Annotated in this window: 22 protein-coding genes; 19 read left to right on the forward strand and 3 right to left on the reverse strand. The window is 26.9% G+C overall.

The window, feature by feature from the left end; all coding sequences use genetic code 11:
* The first annotated feature begins 19 nt into the window (after nt 1-19).
* From H518_RS0118265 to H518_RS0118275, 3 genes are all read left to right on the forward strand, one after another.
* The gene (locus tag H518_RS0118265) at nt 20-853 is read left to right on the forward strand and encodes a helix-turn-helix domain-containing protein (RefSeq protein WP_028890420.1); all 834 of its coding nucleotides are present in this window, start codon (nt 20-22) and stop codon (nt 851-853) included.
* Between the two features lie 106 nt (nt 854-959).
* Nucleotides 960-1,358, forward strand: a complete 399-nt coding sequence (locus H518_RS0118270) for a GlcG/HbpS family heme-binding protein (RefSeq protein ID WP_028890421.1) — start codon at nt 960-962, stop codon at nt 1,356-1,358.
* Between the two features lie 98 nt (nt 1,359-1,456).
* Nucleotides 1,457-2,122 (forward strand): class I SAM-dependent methyltransferase, encoded by a 666-nt coding sequence (locus H518_RS0118275; RefSeq protein WP_028890422.1) that lies wholly within the window; start codon nt 1,457-1,459, stop codon nt 2,120-2,122.
* Between the two features lie 25 nt (nt 2,123-2,147).
* Here the strand turns inward: H518_RS0118275 and H518_RS0118280 are convergent, their stop codons facing one another.
* Both H518_RS0118280 and H518_RS20660 read right to left on the reverse strand, forming a co-directional pair.
* Nucleotides 2,148-2,855, reverse strand: coding sequence for a response regulator transcription factor (locus H518_RS0118280; protein ID WP_028890423.1), 708 nt, complete (start codon nt 2,853-2,855; stop codon nt 2,148-2,150).
* A gap of 1 nt (nt 2,856) precedes the next feature.
* Nucleotides 2,857-4,299: a sensor histidine kinase gene (locus H518_RS20660; RefSeq protein WP_051263848.1), complete on the reverse strand. Its 1,443-nt coding sequence runs from the start codon at nt 4,297-4,299 to the stop codon at nt 2,857-2,859.
* Between the two features lie 260 nt (nt 4,300-4,559).
* On the opposite strand from H518_RS20660, the gene H518_RS0118290 reads away from it, so the two are divergent.
* From H518_RS0118290 to H518_RS0118300, 3 genes are all read left to right on the forward strand, one after another.
* Nucleotides 4,560-4,907, forward strand: coding sequence for a hypothetical protein (locus H518_RS0118290; protein ID WP_028890424.1), 348 nt, complete (start codon nt 4,560-4,562; stop codon nt 4,905-4,907).
* Between the two features lie 64 nt (nt 4,908-4,971).
* Nucleotides 4,972-6,957, forward strand: a complete 1,986-nt coding sequence (locus H518_RS0118295; protein WP_028890425.1) for an alpha/beta hydrolase family protein — start codon at nt 4,972-4,974, stop codon at nt 6,955-6,957.
* A gap of 5 nt (nt 6,958-6,962) precedes the next feature.
* Nucleotides 6,963-7,148, forward strand: a complete 186-nt coding sequence (locus H518_RS0118300) for a hypothetical protein (RefSeq protein ID WP_028890426.1) — start codon at nt 6,963-6,965, stop codon at nt 7,146-7,148.
* 99 nt (nt 7,149-7,247) lie between these two features.
* Here H518_RS0118300 and H518_RS0118305 read toward each other — a convergent pair whose 3' ends face one another.
* Nucleotides 7,248-8,012, reverse strand: a complete 765-nt coding sequence (locus H518_RS0118305) for a hypothetical protein (protein WP_028890427.1) — start codon at nt 8,010-8,012, stop codon at nt 7,248-7,250.
* Nucleotides 8,013-8,391: 379 nt separating this feature from the next.
* Between H518_RS0118305 and H518_RS21205 the strand changes: the two genes are divergently transcribed.
* The 13 genes from H518_RS21205 (at nt 8,392) to H518_RS20670 (ending at nt 17,116) form a co-directional block, all read left to right on the forward strand.
* Complete coding sequence (locus H518_RS21205; protein WP_155995266.1) at nt 8,392-8,553, forward strand: hypothetical protein; 162 nt, start codon at nt 8,392-8,394, stop codon at nt 8,551-8,553.
* Between the two features lie 67 nt (nt 8,554-8,620).
* Nucleotides 8,621-10,390 (forward strand): tetratricopeptide repeat-containing sensor histidine kinase, encoded by a 1,770-nt coding sequence (locus H518_RS0118315; protein ID WP_028890428.1) that lies wholly within the window; start codon nt 8,621-8,623, stop codon nt 10,388-10,390.
* 2 nt (nt 10,391-10,392) lie between these two features.
* Entirely contained in the window at nt 10,393-11,058 is a 666-nt protein-coding gene (locus H518_RS0118320) for a helix-turn-helix domain-containing protein (RefSeq protein ID WP_028890429.1), read from the forward strand.
* 159 nt (nt 11,059-11,217) lie between these two features.
* Nucleotides 11,218-11,517 carry a hypothetical protein gene (locus tag H518_RS0118325; protein WP_028890430.1) on the forward strand — a complete coding sequence of 100 codons (300 nt, stop codon included), beginning with the start codon at nt 11,218-11,220 and terminating at the stop codon, nt 11,515-11,517.
* Nucleotides 11,518-11,535: 18 nt separating this feature from the next.
* Nucleotides 11,536-12,762 carry a hypothetical protein gene (locus tag H518_RS20665; RefSeq protein WP_051263850.1) on the forward strand — a complete coding sequence of 409 codons (1,227 nt, stop codon included), beginning with the start codon at nt 11,536-11,538 and terminating at the stop codon, nt 12,760-12,762.
* 111 nt (nt 12,763-12,873) lie between these two features.
* On the forward strand, nt 12,874-13,209 hold the full coding sequence (locus H518_RS0118335) for a YegP family protein (protein ID WP_028890431.1): 336 nt from the start codon (nt 12,874-12,876) through the stop codon (nt 13,207-13,209).
* 94 nt (nt 13,210-13,303) lie between these two features.
* Nucleotides 13,304-14,824, forward strand: a complete 1,521-nt coding sequence (locus H518_RS0118340; protein WP_028890432.1) for a DUF4041 domain-containing protein — start codon at nt 13,304-13,306, stop codon at nt 14,822-14,824.
* 377 nt (nt 14,825-15,201) lie between these two features.
* Entirely contained in the window at nt 15,202-15,432 is a 231-nt protein-coding gene (locus tag H518_RS0118345; protein ID WP_028890433.1) for a hypothetical protein, read from the forward strand.
* A 2-nt stretch (nt 15,433-15,434) separates the two neighbouring features.
* Nucleotides 15,435-15,716 (forward strand): membrane protein insertion efficiency factor YidD, encoded by a 282-nt coding sequence (gene yidD / locus H518_RS0118350; protein ID WP_028890434.1) that lies wholly within the window; start codon nt 15,435-15,437, stop codon nt 15,714-15,716.
* A gap of 83 nt (nt 15,717-15,799) precedes the next feature.
* Complete coding sequence (locus H518_RS20945; RefSeq protein WP_081411225.1) at nt 15,800-15,958, forward strand: YegP family protein; 159 nt, start codon at nt 15,800-15,802, stop codon at nt 15,956-15,958.
* 49 nt (nt 15,959-16,007) lie between these two features.
* Complete coding sequence (locus H518_RS0118360) at nt 16,008-16,418, forward strand: SH3 domain-containing protein (RefSeq protein ID WP_028890435.1); 411 nt, start codon at nt 16,008-16,010, stop codon at nt 16,416-16,418.
* A gap of 79 nt (nt 16,419-16,497) precedes the next feature.
* A complete protein-coding gene (locus H518_RS0118365; RefSeq protein ID WP_028890436.1) occupies nt 16,498-16,695 on the forward strand; it encodes a hypothetical protein in 198 nt (65 codons plus the stop codon).
* 4 nt (nt 16,696-16,699) lie between these two features.
* Nucleotides 16,700-17,116: a DUF6804 family protein gene (locus H518_RS20670; protein ID WP_051263852.1), complete on the forward strand. Its 417-nt coding sequence runs from the start codon at nt 16,700-16,702 to the stop codon at nt 17,114-17,116.

Here is a 17,116-nt window from a genome sequence, read left to right on the forward strand (position 1 = left end):
AATATCTTTATAATATTAAATGAGTGTAGAAAACATACCAGAATCATATCTTATAACAAAAGGAGAAATACCCGATTTGTTTGTGTATGATTTTAAAATGACTGAAAACCTTATTAAAACCAAGGTTAATTTAAACAGTCATATGTTTAGTTTTTTGCAAACAGGAAAAAAACAAGTTCATTTTTCAGATACATCAGTTTTAGTAGATAATTCACAATCTTTATTGATAAAAAAAGGAAATTGCCTTTGGACAGAATTATTAGATACTGACGAAATTTATTATTGTAAGCTTCTTTTTTTTTCAGACAAAAAGATAAAAGAGTTTTTACATAAACATGTAAAGCACAATTACGAAATACAAGAAACACCATCTTATTTTACAATAGAAAATGATTCTTATATTGATTCTTACCTAAATTCATTAGCTACTATAATGGCTGCACCTGTAGCTTTTATGAATACTTTATTAACCGTTAAGTTTGAAGAGTTGTTATTGTATTTAACGAATAAATATGGAGTAGTATTTGAAAATTACTTAAAATCGTTAATTGCAGAAGAAACTTCTCCTTTAAAAAAAACGATTGAAAAAAATTTATATACTTCACTTAGTTTAGAAGAAATTGCTTTTTTGTGTAATATGAGTTTATCTACATTTAAGAGACATTTTGTAAAAGAATACAAACAATCTCCAGGAAAATGGTTTCGAGATAAACGATTGTTAAGAGCAAAAGAATTATTAGAAACTTCAAGTATAAAAGTATCAGATATTTATTTAGACTTAGGGTATAATAATTTATCTAACTTTAGCAGTGCTTTTAAAAGTAAGTTTGGTATCAATCCTTCTGAAATATAAACAACAATATTTTTTTGACCTTTTTTCATAACAGGTTGACCTTTTCTAGTAAGTATGTAATATCATATACAGCGTAAATTTGCAGTATAATTTACAAAGACAAAAGATGAACATTACTTTAGAACAAGCAGAAAAAATTATAGAAGTAGCAAAAGCTAAATCTTTAGAAATAGATACTAAAATGAATATTGCAGTTGTTGATGCTGGAGCAAATTTAGTAGCCTTTGCTCGTATGAACGACGCATGGTTAGGATCGTTAGATATTTCAATTAAAAAAGCAAAAACAGCTCGTTTTTTTGATATGAATACAGGTGTTATAGGAGAATTATCTCAACCAGGAGCGCCTTTATTTAATATTGAATCTTCTAATAATGGATTAATTACTTTTCCAGGAGGTGTACCAGTGAAAGATGCGAACGGTACTATTATCGGAGCAATTGGTGTAAGTGGTAGTTCTGTAGAAAATGATCATACAGTAGCTGAAACAGGAGCAAACGCACTGTAATTTTAAAAAAATAGTAGTAATTAAAAAGGATGGCTTTGCCATCCTTTTTTTTTATGAATAAAGATGTAGTTGTACATTTGTGGTTAATAATAGTGTTTATGAGTGTTAAAAAAAGAGAAAAAAAACCTTGGCCAACAAAAGAAGCAATGGAGCAGGTTTATGAAAAGAAGCTGTGGGGAAGTGATAATACTAAATTTTACTCAGGAGAAGGTTCTCATAACATTGAAATTGTAAGTCCATATATAACAGCGATAACGTCATTTTTAACAACATTTAAAACACCACTTACGGTATGCGATTTGGGCTGTGGTGATTTTAATGTAGGTAAAGAGTTGGTAAAACATACAAAAAAATACATTGGAGTAGATATTGTGCCAGAACTTATTGTGTATAATAAAGAGAAATTTAAAGAAGAGAATTTAGAATTTCATTGTTTGGATATAGCGAAGGATGAGTTACCTATTACAGATTGTGTTTTAATAAGGCAAGTATTACAACATTTATCGAATACTGAAGTGACACAGGTTGTAGATAAGCTAACCAAATTTAAATATGTTATTTTAACTGAGCATCTTCCCAAAGGAGATTTTGTAGCTAATAAAGAAATTATTTCGGGTCAAGGAACTAGACTTAAAAAGCAAAGTGGTTTAAATTTATTAATTTCTCCGTTTAATTTTAAAATAAAAGAGCAAAAACAATTAATAACTGTTTCTTTAAAAGAAAATAAAGGAGTTATTGTAACAACACTATATACGGTTTTTTAAGAGTATTAGAGTTTTGGTGAAAATTTTATTGATTAACAATAAGTCTAAAACCTTTACCATGAATGTTTTGTATTTCTAATTTACCTTCAATATCATTTTTTAAATATTTTCTTAATTTAGTAATATAAACATCCATGCTTTTCGTGGTAAAATAATTATCATCACCCCATATTTCAGATAGTGCTTGCGATCTTAAAAGAACATTATCTTTATGTTCAATTAACATTCTTAGCAATTCACTTTCTTTAGAGGTAAGTTTTGTTTCTTTTTTATTAAGAATAAGTACTCTTTTTAAAGTATCTAACTTAAATTTACCTATTTCATATACCGTTACTTTGTCTTTTATAGCTTCTTTTGATTCATTATTTAAAAGTGCTTTAATTTTTAATATTAAAATATCTGGGTCAAATGGTTTTACCAAATAATCTAAAGCTCCTAATTCAAATCCTCTTACTTTATCCTCTTTCATAGCACGAGCTGTTAAAAAAATAAAAGGAGCTATAATTTTTTCCTCTTTAAGCTCTTTTGCAATAGTAAATCCATCTTTATTTGGTAACATTACATCTAAGATAAAAAGATCAAATGAATTATTTTTTGCAATTCTAATTGCGTCATTTCCATCATTACATAGTGTAACACTAAATTTTTTAATTTCTAAAAAACTTTTTAGTACCATTCCAAAATTTGGATCATCTTCTACTAAAAGTAATTTTTTTTTTGTTTCTATATCCATCTTACTTAGTGTTTAAAGGTAAAAATAAAGAAAAAGTACTTCCTTTTTTACTGCTTAAAAGCTTAATATAACCATTATGAGCCTCTACGATCTGTTTAACATAGCTTAAACCTAAGCCAAATCCTTTTATATTATGTAAATCTTTGGTAGAAACCCTATAGAATTTTTCAAAAATTCTTTTTTCATCCTCTTTTTTTACTCCAATACCTTTATCAATAACATGTATTACCAAATATTCATTTTTATTTTCAGAAATAATTTTCACATCAACAGCATTGTAGGAATATTTAATAGCATTATCTACTAAGTTGTTAATAGCTTGGTATACATGCATTTCATCTATTTTTATTTTAGTTTGTTGTGCTTTAACTTCATAGGTTATAGTCCCTTTATTTTTGTCTAATCTAGCATTATGCTGAGAAATAACACTTCTAACAATATTATTAATATCAATATCTTCTTTATTTAATTTAGAAATTAAATGATCGTTTTGGGCTAATTTCAATATCATTTCAACCTGTTTATTCATTCGCTCATTTTCTTCCTTTATCACTTTTGTAAACTGCCTAACCATAGATTCATTTCTAATAATTTCTGGTTCTTCTATAGTTACTGCTGCTGTTCCTATAGAAGCTAAAGGTGTTTTAAACTCATGAGTCATATTGTTTATAAAATCAGTTTTAATTTGTGACAATTGTTTCTGTTTTAAAATAATTCTCAAAGCATACCAAAAACTAAACAAAATAATAACCACTAATAATACTGAAAGCAGAATATTTACAAGTAATGATTTATATAAATATACTTTTTTATCATAAAATACAAGATGAATATCTTCTTGATCCATTGTATCTATCATATAACTACTATTATCTAATAAGGTAGTGTCTTTTAATTTCTCACCTCCAATACAATTCCATTTTTTTGTCGCTTTATCTTTAAAACCAAAAGTATACTTAAGGTTTATATTGTTGTTGGCCATACTGTTTTGAAAAACACTATCAATATTAACCTCTTTATAAGAATCTCTTTTAATTGTATCAGCTTGTGTGTAAATGATAATTACTTGTTCTAAGAAAGAACTAGTTCTTTTTCTTCTTTGAAGAAATTCATCCTGTAAAGATTCCAAAGTCCTGTAAAACTTATCATCATAATTAGGGGGCAAACCAAATTTAGATACCGAATAAAATTTAAAATTGTATAATGAATCGTTTGCCTCATAAGTATAAGCAGCCTTTATATTATTATCAATTACAATACTATAACGTAAACGATAATCTTCAAGAGCTTTTTTTGCTGTATTTATCGATTGAAAAGCTAATTTTTCAAAATTTTTCTCTGTAATTGTATAGCTATTACTTAACCAATTTAATTGAAATAAGATAATACCTAATGTAGACAAACCTATTAAAAGAATAATGTATCTAAAATTAGTACTCTTCATATTGTATTCATTTAGTCTTCAAAATAAAACATTTTTTAATTATTTGATAAACTCTTTAACCTTATTTATTGTTTTTTAATCTTTTTTAAGGTTTTAATTAAAACATAAAATAACGCCGCTCTCTTTTTAACCTTTAATTAAGTATTGTTAAATTTTAGTTACCTATAAAATAACCAATTGGAAGTTAAATTTGTCTCATCAAATAAATTAAAGTTATGTGCTTAAAAAAAATAGTCTTAATCCTCTCTCTTTTCATTAATATGATTTGTAGTGTAGGGCAAACCAACAAACAAAAAGGTAGTGGTATTGATCTAATAATTGATAATTATAATAATAAAGCAATTGAAATTAATATTACAAAAAATAAAAAAACGATAACAGATAAATTTAGTTCATACAAAGAACTTAAAAATAACAAAATTTTTGAAACAACAGGGCTTACTATTTCTAATTACATTCATTTAAAAAACAATAGAATTCATATAGACATAAATGGTCTTCAAAAAACAATAAATACAAAACCTGAAAAAAAAAATCAAGAATTAATATTTTCTCATAGCATCGAAGATGACAAAATTATAATAAGCATTAAAATTAAAGATGAATAACCCTTATTTTTTTTACGAATCACAATCTTAAATTAAAAAACACTAATAATCTTATACATAAAAAATGAAACAATTTATTACAATTCTATTTATTATATACGCAATGTCAAACAGTTTGGCACAAGAGAAAAAAAAAGACAGCCTTCCTGGTAATCCAACTTTACCTTCATCTTCAGAAGAACTAAAGAAACTAGCAGTTTTAGATGTTGGAAATTATCAATACAATGTTAAAGACTATTTTAAAAAGCCTAAGAAACGCAGTTTCATATTATCACCAGATGGAAGATATTTATCTTATAAGAAAAAAAACGAAAATGGAAAAACTCATGTGTATATTAAAAATATTGAAACCAATAAAATTACATTAACTATAGAAGAAAAAAAGGAGCTTATAGGTCAATACTTTTGGGGTAATAATAATACGTTACTTTATTTAATGGATAAAGGAGGTAATGAAAATTATCATCTATACTCTTACAACATCAATACAAAAGAAGATATAGATCTTACTCCTTTTGAAGGAGTAACATTAAATACAATTTATAACTTAGACGATTTGCCTGAGTATGTAATTGTACCCTTAAATAAAAGAAACAAACAAATATTTGAACCTTATAAAATTAATATTGAAACAGGTGATATTCAATTGCTGTTTGAAAATTCAGATATTAAAAACCCAGTAGTTTCATACGAATTTGATAATGTTGGAAAACTACGTGCTTTAAAAAAACGTAAAAATGGTGTAGATTATACTTTAGAATATAAGGCTATTGGAGAAACAAAGTTTAAAGAAATAATTACTACAAATTGGAAAGATAAGTTTTCGATTTTAGATTTTGTTTCTGACCAAAGTGATATTGCCTATGTAAAAACCAATTTATATAGTGATAAAAGCGAAATTGTATTGTATGATTTAAAAAATAAAAAAATTATTGAACACTTGTATCGTAACGAAAATTTTGATGTAGGGGGTATTTCGAGATCAAAAAAACGCAACTACGAGTTGGACTATTTTTGGTATAACGGCGAAAAGGAAGTGATAAAACCTATAAGTAGATATTTTAAAAATTTAGATCAAAAAATTAAAAACAAATTTTATCCGCATGATTATAGCATTTTAAGTACTACTAAAAAAGAAGATAAACTTTTAATTTATGTTTCAAGTGATGTTGTTTATGGAAAATATTATGAGTACGATGTAATTAAGGATAGCTTTAAATTATTGGAAGATTTAATGCCTAATCTAAACCCTAAAGATATGGCAAAAATGACACCAATATCTTTTAAATCAAGAGATGGATTTCGTGTCTATGGATATTTAACTCTTCCCAAAAATGCAAAAAAAGGGAAAACACCAATGATTGTAAACCCTCATGGAGGTCCTTATGGTGAGAGAGATTTTTGGGGCTTTAACCCAGAAGCTCAACTATTTGCTAGTAGAGGTTATGCTACTTTAAAAATAAATTATAGAGGATCTGGAGGATATGGAAAAAAGTTTTATTTAGCGGGTAGTAAACAAATTGGTCGTAAAATGTTAAATGACCTAGAGGATGGTGTAAAACATATACTAAAACAAGGGTTTATTGATAAAAACAAAATAGCTATTTATGGTGGAAGTTATGGTGGGCTTGCAACTTTAGGTAGCCTAATAAAAACTCCTGAAATATATACTTGTGGGGTTGATTATGTAGGTGTTAGTAACTTTTTTACTTTTATTGATTCTTTTCCTGCGTATTGGAAGCCATTAATGAAGCAGTTTTATGAACAATGGTATGATCCAGAAATTCCTGAAGAAAAAGAAATTATGACTGCTGTATCTCCTGCATTAAATATTGACAAACTGAACAAACCTGTATTTGTTATACAGGGGGCAAATGACCCTAGAGTAAATATTAATGAGAGTGATCAAATAGTTGAAAAACTTCGAGGTAAAGGATTTGATGTTCCTTATATGGTAAAATATAATGAAGGACATGGTTTTGGTAGAGAAGAAAATAAAATTGAACTCTACAAATCAATGCTTGGTTTTTTTGCAAAGTACTTAAAATAAGAATTATGAATAGAAAAAAAGAAATTCTTACAACTGTGTTTTTATTGAGTGCAGTAATATTATTCTCTCAAGATTCTGAAAAATTATCAAAAAAAGAAACAAATAGTTTAATTAATACTATATGTCTTAAATTAAAGAATACTTATTTTGATTCTACAAAGGCTAATGAATTATGTAAAGTTTTGAATTAAAAACTTAAAAAGAAATTTTTTTACAATATATAGATACTCTAATTATCTATTAATTAATTATAAAAAACGCTGTTAATTTAATTATTAACAGCGTTTTTTTTATTCGTTTAATATTTTTTCTCTATATAAAATTGTTCTTGTAATAGGGTTGAGTCTTTTGAGTGTTTCTGGATGAAATCCTCTGTCTCTGAAATATTCTTTTACCCCTTTTTTATTTTCCCCATACCAAACTTTAGGTTCTCCATTTTCAAAAAAAATAGTGCTATCTGAAATAGTAAATTTTTTAAATTTTTCAATATTTATAGCATATTTTCCGTTGTTAATAGCATTTTTTGCAAGGCAAGAAGATTTTTCAAAATGATCTGTCTTCCAAATAATACAGTCCCCTTTAATTGAATAGTTATTTTGATAAGTATATATTGATAATACTAACATAAATACAGTTGAAGCAGTAACGACTAGTTTATTGGCATTCTTTTTATACCATTTTACAGGAATTTCTGTATCTATTGTTGTTTTAGCGTTTTCAAAAACAGGGTTTTTTTCTGTTTCTAGAGATGAAGAGGTTATTTCTCTATCAGGATATTGGAAACTGGCTTTATACTCTTCAAAATTTTCAAAATTTAAATATTGTGCCATAATATCTTTTATAAAGGGTTCTGGAACTCCAACAATAACATCTTCTTGTCGGTCAATATATTTTTTATGTAAACGTGTAATAGTTTGTACGCTTGTGCGATTAAAAGCATCGTGTTTTGTTTCAAGGATTTCTTTAACAAAAAATACTGCTTTTCCATTTCTTGAAGTAATAGATTCTTCCTGTTTTATTTTAGTAAATAAATCAATAATTAGTTTTTCAATCATAGTAGGTTAGTGTGTTGTCTAATAATTGTCCAAAATTACTTCTCTTAGACAGTTATTGGTTACGGTTACCCATAAAATAGCCAAAACTATTTGGTTAAAAATTGTCTAAATCCTGACTAAATAAAAACTCAAAAACCTTCCAATATTTGCAGTGTCATTAATCGATAACAAAAAAACAAAAATTGATTAATACAATTAAAAGGTTTTAAACCAGTGCTTTTATTAGAAGGAAAGCTACTAAATAGTTACTGGTTTTAAACTTCACTTTCCACGAAAGAGGCTCGAGACTCTTTTAAAATTATTAGGCTTTTCAAGCATCATTAAAAACTGGGCAACAGCTTGGAAAGGAAAACTAATGCTCAAAATTTTAAGAGAAAACATGAGGAATTTAATTTATATAGCAGTTTTAGTAGTAAGTGGAGTATTTACATCTTGTACAGATTTAGAAGAAGATATAGTACCAAATCAAGTAGAACAAGAACTTCAGAATACGGGGGGAGAGGATGGTCAAACTCCTGCAAAAGATGATGATGATGACTAGTTAAAAAAAAGAAATATTTATATCAAGGTTACATGTATACATGTAACCTTTTTTTTATATTAACAGAATGAAAAGATACATTAATATTATTGTTATGTTTTTTGTTGTTACTTCTTGTACAAAAAAGGGTAATGTAATAAAAACAGAATATAAAGTATTGTTAGACAGCATAGAAAGTTCATATAAAAAGAGTGATATAGATAAAACTAAAATCTACTTAAAAAAATATTTATTTAAAGCGGTTGAGAATAAGAATAATTTTTACAAGGGGAAAGCATTTTTTAGGTTAGGGGTCTATTATGGAGAATTTAGACAAATTGATTCGTCTTATTATTTTTATAAGCAATCAGTTATTTCTTTTAAAAGTATAAATGATAGTATTAGGGTGGCTAGAAGTTTGTGTAATATCGCAATACTTGAATCAGATTATTATAATGACTATTTGAGTAGTAGTTTATCAGGGGTTAGTGCTTTAAAATATATTAAAGGAGAAAAAACTAAATTTTTATCTGGGATTTATAATTGTTTAGCGGTAAATGAAAGAAGATTAAATAGAGCTAGAGGGGCAATAAAATATTATGATAAGGCAATAAAATTTTCTTCAAATATTAATAAATATACATATTATAATAATAAAGCAAATATTTATAAAGATTTAAAAGAATACTCAAAATCTATCGAAATTTTAAAAACCCTTTTAATTGATTCTATTCTTGAAACTCAACCGAAAACAAAGGCAAGAATTATAGATAATTTAGCATATACAAAATGGTTAAAAGACCCTGAAGAAAATGTACTGACTCAGCTTATTGAAGCTAAATTAATTAGAGATGAAAAAAAAGATTCTAATGGATTAATAGCAAGTTATGCACATTTATCAGATTATTATAATTCTATTAATTTGAATAAGTCGTTAGAGTTTGCGTATAAAATGTATGTAGCTTCTAAGCAAGAAAAGAATTCAAATGATGTTATAGAAGCTTTGGATAAAATTATAAAACAAGAGAAACCAGAAAAAGCAATTCAATACGCAAAAGAAAGAATTAGAATAAATGATAGCTTACAATCTGCTAAAGATAAAGCTCAATATAAATATGCGTTGGTTAAATATGAAAGTGAAGAAAATGAAAAAGAAGCTATTGAGAGTAAATTGTTAGCAGAACAACAAAAATCTCAAAAACAACTTTGGGTTTTTATCGGTTTAACTACTTTCTTAGGTTTTATAGTATATTTTTTCTACAAAAGAAATAAAACCAAAAAAGAAAAAATAATAGAAGTTTATAAAACAGAAACCCGTTTGGCTAAAAAAATACATGATGAATTGGCAAATGATGTGTATTTAGCGATGAATAAAATTCAGAAAGAGAATAGAGAAGATACTTCGGTGTTATGTGATTTAGAAAAAATTTATTCGTTAACCAGAAACATTTCTCATGAAAACAGCCCTGTAGTTACAGGTGAACAATTTGAAGACTTTTTAAAACAATTGTTTTTAGAATTTTCAATAGATACTTGTCGGGTTATGAGTAAAGGATTATCAGAAGTACAAATAAATATTTTGGCTAAAGAAAAACAAATTGTTATGTACAGAGTGTTGCAAGAGTTATTAGTAAATATGAAAAAGCATAGCAAGGCAAATTTGGTAGTCATTTCATTTTCAGCACTAAAAGGAGCGATACAAGTAAGGTATAAAGATAACGGAATTGGTATTGATAATTTAAGTTTAAAAAATGGTTTGCAAAATATGGAAACCCGTATAAAATCGATAGGAGGAACTATTATTTTTGAATCAGAAATACAGAAAGGATTTCAAGCTAAGTTTCAATTAAAAAAATAAATATGTTTCAAAAAGTATTAATAGCAGAAGATGCCGATTTTATGTCAAGTGGAATTAGAGCAGCTTTAGATAGTTTACAAATTCCAGTAATAGAATATGCTAAATATTGTGATGAAGCTTTTTTAAAACTCAAAAAAGCTTTTGTAAACAATGAACCATTTGATTTGTTAATTAGTGATTTGTCATTTGTTGAAAACCCCAATCCGCAACGATTAACATCAGGAGAAGATTTAGTAGCAGAAGCTAAAAAGTTAGACTTGTCATTAAAAACAATCGTTTTTTCGGTTGAAGATAAACCATATAGAGTACAGCAATTGTGTAATCAATTAAATGTAAATGCCTATGTGTGGAAATCAATATATGGAGAAAAAGAATTGAAAAAAGCAGTACAATTAGTATTTGATGAAGCCTTTTTTATATCTCCAAAATTATCACATATTTTAAAGCATAAAGAAACTTTTGAAATAACCGATTATGATGTAATTATATTACAACAGTTAGCAGAAGGATTAGATCAAAAAGAAATTAGTGAAGCGTTAAAAATAAAAGATATTAAACCCAATAGTATTAGTTCGGTAGAGAAACGCTTAAAATTACTTAAAGAAAATTTTAATGCTAATAATCCAACTCAATTAATAGCAATTACTAAAGATTTTGGATTAATTTAATTTGTTATTATAGCGAGAAACAAATAAGTAATTTTATTTAAAATATTAGAAGCCTTACGGAAATCCGTAAGGCTTTTTGTTTTTAGTAAGGTAGTTTTGAAATGCTAATAAATTAGCGGCTACTAGAAGTAGTTATAACAAATAACAATTAAAAGTAATATGTCAAAAGGAAGAATTGAAAAATTGAAAGAGCAAATTAGTAATGCTCAAGAAAATATAAGAATAACAAGAACAAATACAGCCAATCATAAAGCTAATGGTAATCCAAAGCATTATCAAGAATCTGGTAGAAGAAAGATAAAGAGTCAACAGCAGTCGATAAAACAATATAAAGAAGAAATAAGAGAGCTTAAAGGAAATAAACCGTCGAGTAAAAGAGGTAGTGATTTTAATGGTAATATTTTATTCTTACCATTTAGAATACTTAGCTGGTTTATTAAACTTGCTTTAAAAGGCTAATTTTATTAAACGAATAATATGGGTAATTTTGGAAGAAGCCTAGCTCGTGAGTTAGGTAAAAATACAGGTAAATGGATGAGTAATGCTGTTTTTGGAGATAAGCATGCAACACCACATAAATTTATTTATAATAGGCAAGTTGAACAGCGTAATAGTGAGCGAATTCAAGTAAAAGAGTATAAAATTCATCAGAAAGAACTTGAAATAAGTAGAAGAGAAAATGAAAAGGAATTAAAAAGACTTGCTAAAGAAGAAGCCGAATCTCAAAAACGTTTAATAATTGGTAATAATAAAATTGAGGTAGAGGAACATAATACTTATATTCAAGTAATTCAGTCAGTTCATAAAGATTATTCTGATTATGTAGATTGGAATGAAATTGTAAATCAAGACAGTCCTAAATATATTCAAACAGTTAAAGAGGTAAGTGGTATAATAGAAAAAAAGGTTGATAGGTATATTGAAAAGTCTGTTGAGATATATAAAAACGAATTAGATCTGTCTTTTTGTAGAAAGTTATTTGACAAGCTATTTAAAAATAGATTTATGTTTATTAAGAAATTAATTTTTGCAGACGATTATAAAAAAGAACAATCGATGCAGTTTCAAATTGAGGAAAAGACTAATAGTCGAGAAAATTTGATACATAAAAAATTAGAGGAACATGAAGAGAAAAGAGAAACTTATGAACGAGAATTAAAAAAAGATGAAGAACTCTTAATGGTAGCAGATGGAGTAATCGAAAAAGATTTAAACGCTTTTACATATGCTATTAACTTATTTAATCCTTTTTTTGATTTAAAAGAATATGGTTCCGATTTATCATTTTCGGTAGAGAATAACCAAATTTCAGTTGATTTTTTTGTTCATGGTGAAGAGGTTTTACCTACTGTTTCAAAAAAAACAATGAGAAATGGTTTAGAAATAAAGGAAGAACTTATACCAACTTCAAGATTTAACGAAATTTACCAAGATTATGTTTGTAGTTGTATTTTACGAATAGCAAAAGAGTCTTTCTTGTTATTACCTATTAACAGAATTATTGTAAATGCAAAGGGGAGTATATTAAATTTAGCAACCGGTAATTATGAAGAGGAAATAATTGTTGCTGTTCAGGTTGAAAGAGCTATTTTAGAAAAACTAAATTTTGATTTATTAGATCCGTCTGAAAGCATGAGTAATTTTAAACACAATATGTCTTTTAAGAAAACAAGCGGATTTATACCAGTTTCTGAATTGTCATAATAAAACAATGCTATTTTGATGATAGTAAAATTAAAACCCTACGGAAACCCGTAGGGTTTTGTGTTTTTTGATAGGTAATTTTGAGGTAATATTAATTTAAAGTAAAAAGAAATGGGTAAATCAAAGTTTGAAATTAAAAAAAGAAAAGATGAAGATTTTATGTTTAATCTAAAAGCAGGAAATGGCGAAGTTATTTTAACAAGTCAAGGATATGAGTCGAAGCAAGGATGTGAAACAGGTATAGCCTCTGTAAAAGTGAATGCTCCTTTTGATAATCGTTATGATAAAAAACAAGCTGTAAATTCAGATTATTATTTCAATTTAAAAGCTAGTAACGGACAGGTTATAGGAACAAGTGAAATGTATGTATCTACTGATGGTAGAGATAAAGGAATAGCATCTGTAAAAACAAATGCTCCAGATGCTGAAATTATAGATTTAACTTAGGCTAAAATAATACTAAGAGAATTTTTATTACCCTACGGAAACCCGTAGGGTTTTGTGTTTTTAACGAGGTAGTTTTGATAAAAATAAAAATAAAATGTGGATTATAATTATCTTATTACTTATTGTAATATTAGTACAAATAGGAAATATAAAAAGTGTAAAAGAAGAACTAGCTAAAGAAAAAAAAAGAGCGTTAGCGAACAATGAAAAATTAAAAGAAGAATTATATGAGGAACAAGAAAAATATAGACAATATTATACTACTACAGAATATTTAAAAAAATACGAAATCATAAAAGATATCGAAATAGAGCACAGTCGTATAAGAAATAGTATAAAACAAGATAAAGAACGTGCTTTTCTTGATAAGCAAGAAATTTTAAAAGAAGCAAGAAGTGCAGCAAAAGATATAAAGAATAAAGCTGAAGTGTTGTTAAATAACACACATTTAATAGTTTCGGAAATGGAAGCAACTGCAGAGAAAAGAGCAATAGAGGTAGCAGGTGAAGCATGGGAGGTAAAACAAAATGCTACACATTATGAAGCCACTTTAAAAGCAATGAAAAATAGAGTAAAAGGCTATGGAGATGAATATTTAGTTCCTAATGAATCATTATTAGATGAATTAGCCGAAGAATACAATCACACAGTAGCAGGAAGAGATTTAAATAATGTTAGAGTTTTAATAAAATCAATGATAAAAAATCATGAAGTAGCTGATTGTGACTATGTGATAGAGGAAAGAAAAAGAACAGCAATAGAATTTGTTATTGATGCATTTAATGGAAAGGTAGATTCTATTATGTCGAAAGTGAAACATGATAATTATGGTGTTTTAGAGCAAAAATTGAAAGATGCTTATAGATTGGTAAATCACAATGGAAAAGCGTTTAAGAATGCTAGAATAGCAAAACGATATTATGACGTAATTTTAGAGCAATTAAAATTATCGGTTATAGTTCAAGAGTTAAAAAATAAAGATAGAGAAGAACAAAAAGTAATTAGAGAGGCCATACGAGAAGAAGAAAAAGCGAGAAGAGAATATGAAAAAGCAGTAAAAGATGCTGAAAAAGAAGAAAGGTTATTAGCAAAAGCATTAAAAGAAGCAGAAATGAAATTTAAATCAGCTGCTTTAGAAGAAAAAGAAAAATACGAGGAAGAGTTGAATAAATTAAAAGAAGATTTGATAATAGCAAAAGAGAAAGGAAATAGAGCATTATCTATGGCACAACAAACAAAACAAGGGCATGTATATGTTATTTCTAATATAGGATCTTTTGGAGAAAATATATTTAAAATAGGATTAACAAGAAGGTTAAACCCATTAGATAGGGTTAAAGAATTAGGAGATGCATCCGTTCCTTTTTCATTCGATGTCCATGCAATGATACACTCAGAAGATGCGCCTAAATTAGAAAAAGAATTACACAGTGTTTTTAAAAATAATCAAGTAAATAAAGTGAATTCAAGAAAAGAATTTTTCAACCTACAGCTTACGGATATTAAAAATGAAGTAGCATCAATGAATTTAAATCCACATTGGACAATGAAAGCTGAGGCACAAGAATATCGAGAAAGTAAAATAATGAATCAAGAAGTATTACAGTCTTTATAATAACTTTAAAATTTATAAGAACAAACAGCCTTACGGATTTCCGTAGGGTTTTGTGTTTTTAGTAGCGTAGTTTCGAGGTAATATTAATTTAAAATAAAGAGAAGTAATGGGATATGAAGTTTTAGTAAGCTTAGATTTAAAAAAACAAATGACGAGGAGCGAGATAAGTTTTATGAAGTTTTAGGAAAAGAAAATTGGGAAAAAATTAAAAGTTTAACAACTTCGTGGAAAGTATCATTTAAAGATAAAGTAATATATAGTGATGCAGTTAGTACTATTATAGAAGATTTAAAAAAAGCAAAAAAAGAAAGCAAAGTAAGTGATGTAGAATATGCTTTTCAACTTAATAAAGAAAAAGTTATAATTAATAAAATAGTATGAAATATAAAGTAATACCATTCGTGCCAGCAATAAATAGAAATAAAGAAAATTCAACACAAGTAGCTCAACAATTAGAAGATGTCATTAAACATCATTCTAATCAAGGGTTGAATTATGTTCGTTTAGAAAGTGTAGAAACTTTTATTCAACCAGAATCAGGTTGTTTTGGTTTTGGAGCTAAACCAGGATATACAACTTCTCGACAAATGATAGTTTTTAGTAAGTAGTAATGAAATATGCATTAATATTTAGCATCAAAGTATATTGGTTTTTAAAACCCAAAGGAAAAGCACCTTGTTGTATTTTTAGAAAATCTTGCTCTCATTATGTATATGAAAAAACAATAAATGAAGGATTTGTAATAGGATTTGAAGCTTTAAAATTTAGAATTAAAAATTGTAGACAAGGTTTTGAGTTGTTTAGTAATCCGATAAGTAATAAAACTCAAATGATGTTACTAGATAAAAGTGTTATTGATGAGCATAATATTGCTGAAAGATTATTAAATTAATTTTTATACCCTACGGAAATCCGTAGGGTTTTGTTTTTTTAGATAGGTAGTTTTGAATAATTAATTTAAAAAATATAGTAATTATGAATGACAAGTGGGAATTTTATAAAGATTCAAGTAGTAAATGGAGATGGAGAAGAACAGTTTCTTCTAATGGAAAAATAGTGGGAGCTTCATCACAAGGGTATGTAAATAAATCGGATTGTATAGATAATGCGAAAAGAAGTGGCTATAAAGGCTAAATTTAAACTTAAACCTTGAGCTTGACTCAAGGTTTAAAATTTTATTAAAATGAAAAATATAATTAGATTAATCTGTTTATTATTTATTTGTAGTTCATGTTCAATAACTTCTAATTTATATGAAGCACAAGAGGAATTTGTGCTATACTCTCAGAAATCCAAGGATAGTGATAAAATAATTATAGTCCCCAAAGGAGAGAGTGTTAGAGTGATAAGGGGTAAAGGGTATAGGAGGATTAAATATAAAAATATGTATGGCTGGAGTTACAATCCCTACATAAAAAAGAAATATACTTATCATGATTTTTCTAACTATAGCGGAAGTGTATCAGTAAAGGGGTATTATCGTAAAGATGGCACTTATGTAAGGCCTCATTCTAGAAGTTATCCTAAAGCTAAAAAATATAAATATCGAAAATCTTACAAAAGAAGAAAAAGATATAGAAAAAAGAGGTATTAAAATAAAACCTTACGGAATCCCGTAAGGTTTTGTTTTTGTATAGGTTTAGTTTTGAGGTATCTAATTAAACAATGAAAACATGAAGAAAATAATTTTAACAAGTCTATTTATTACCGTTTTATCAATTTTAAGCTGTTCAACAAGTGATGATGATTTAGAAAAAAGGTGCGGAACTCATAACGGAAAAGAATTATGGACAGGTCCCAAAGATGGATGCTATTATAAAAATAGTAATGGGAATAAAACATACGTAGATAGATCTGAATGTAACTGTTAATAGTATGAAAACTATTTACCAGTTAATTAAAAAAGGAAAGAGATTACCGAAGTTTATTTATAGAAAAAGAATAATAATAGCGTTTAATATAATATGTGCTTTTCTATTATTAATAGCGCTACTGCATTTACCAATTCAGTATTATCGATTCTTAAGAATTATGGTGTTTGTTGGATGTTTATTAATTATAATAAATAAAGAAGTTCAATTTTTTTGGAAACTTATTTTTCTTCCTATCGCAATTTTATTTAATCCAATTCTCCCTATTTATCTATACTTAAAACCTTATTGGATGTCTTTAGATGTTGTAGCAGCAATTCTTTTTCTTTTGATTGCTTTTTATGGGTATAAAACAAAAACTAAAGAGATAGTAAAAGAATCTAAAAATGAAACTCGAAACATGTATAAAATTAAAAACTAA

Origin of the sequence: Tenacibaculum ovolyticum DSM 18103 (genome assembly GCF_000430545.1) — a bacterium.
In the GTDB taxonomy this organism is placed as follows: domain Bacteria; phylum Bacteroidota; class Bacteroidia; order Flavobacteriales; family Flavobacteriaceae; genus Polaribacter; species Polaribacter ovolyticus.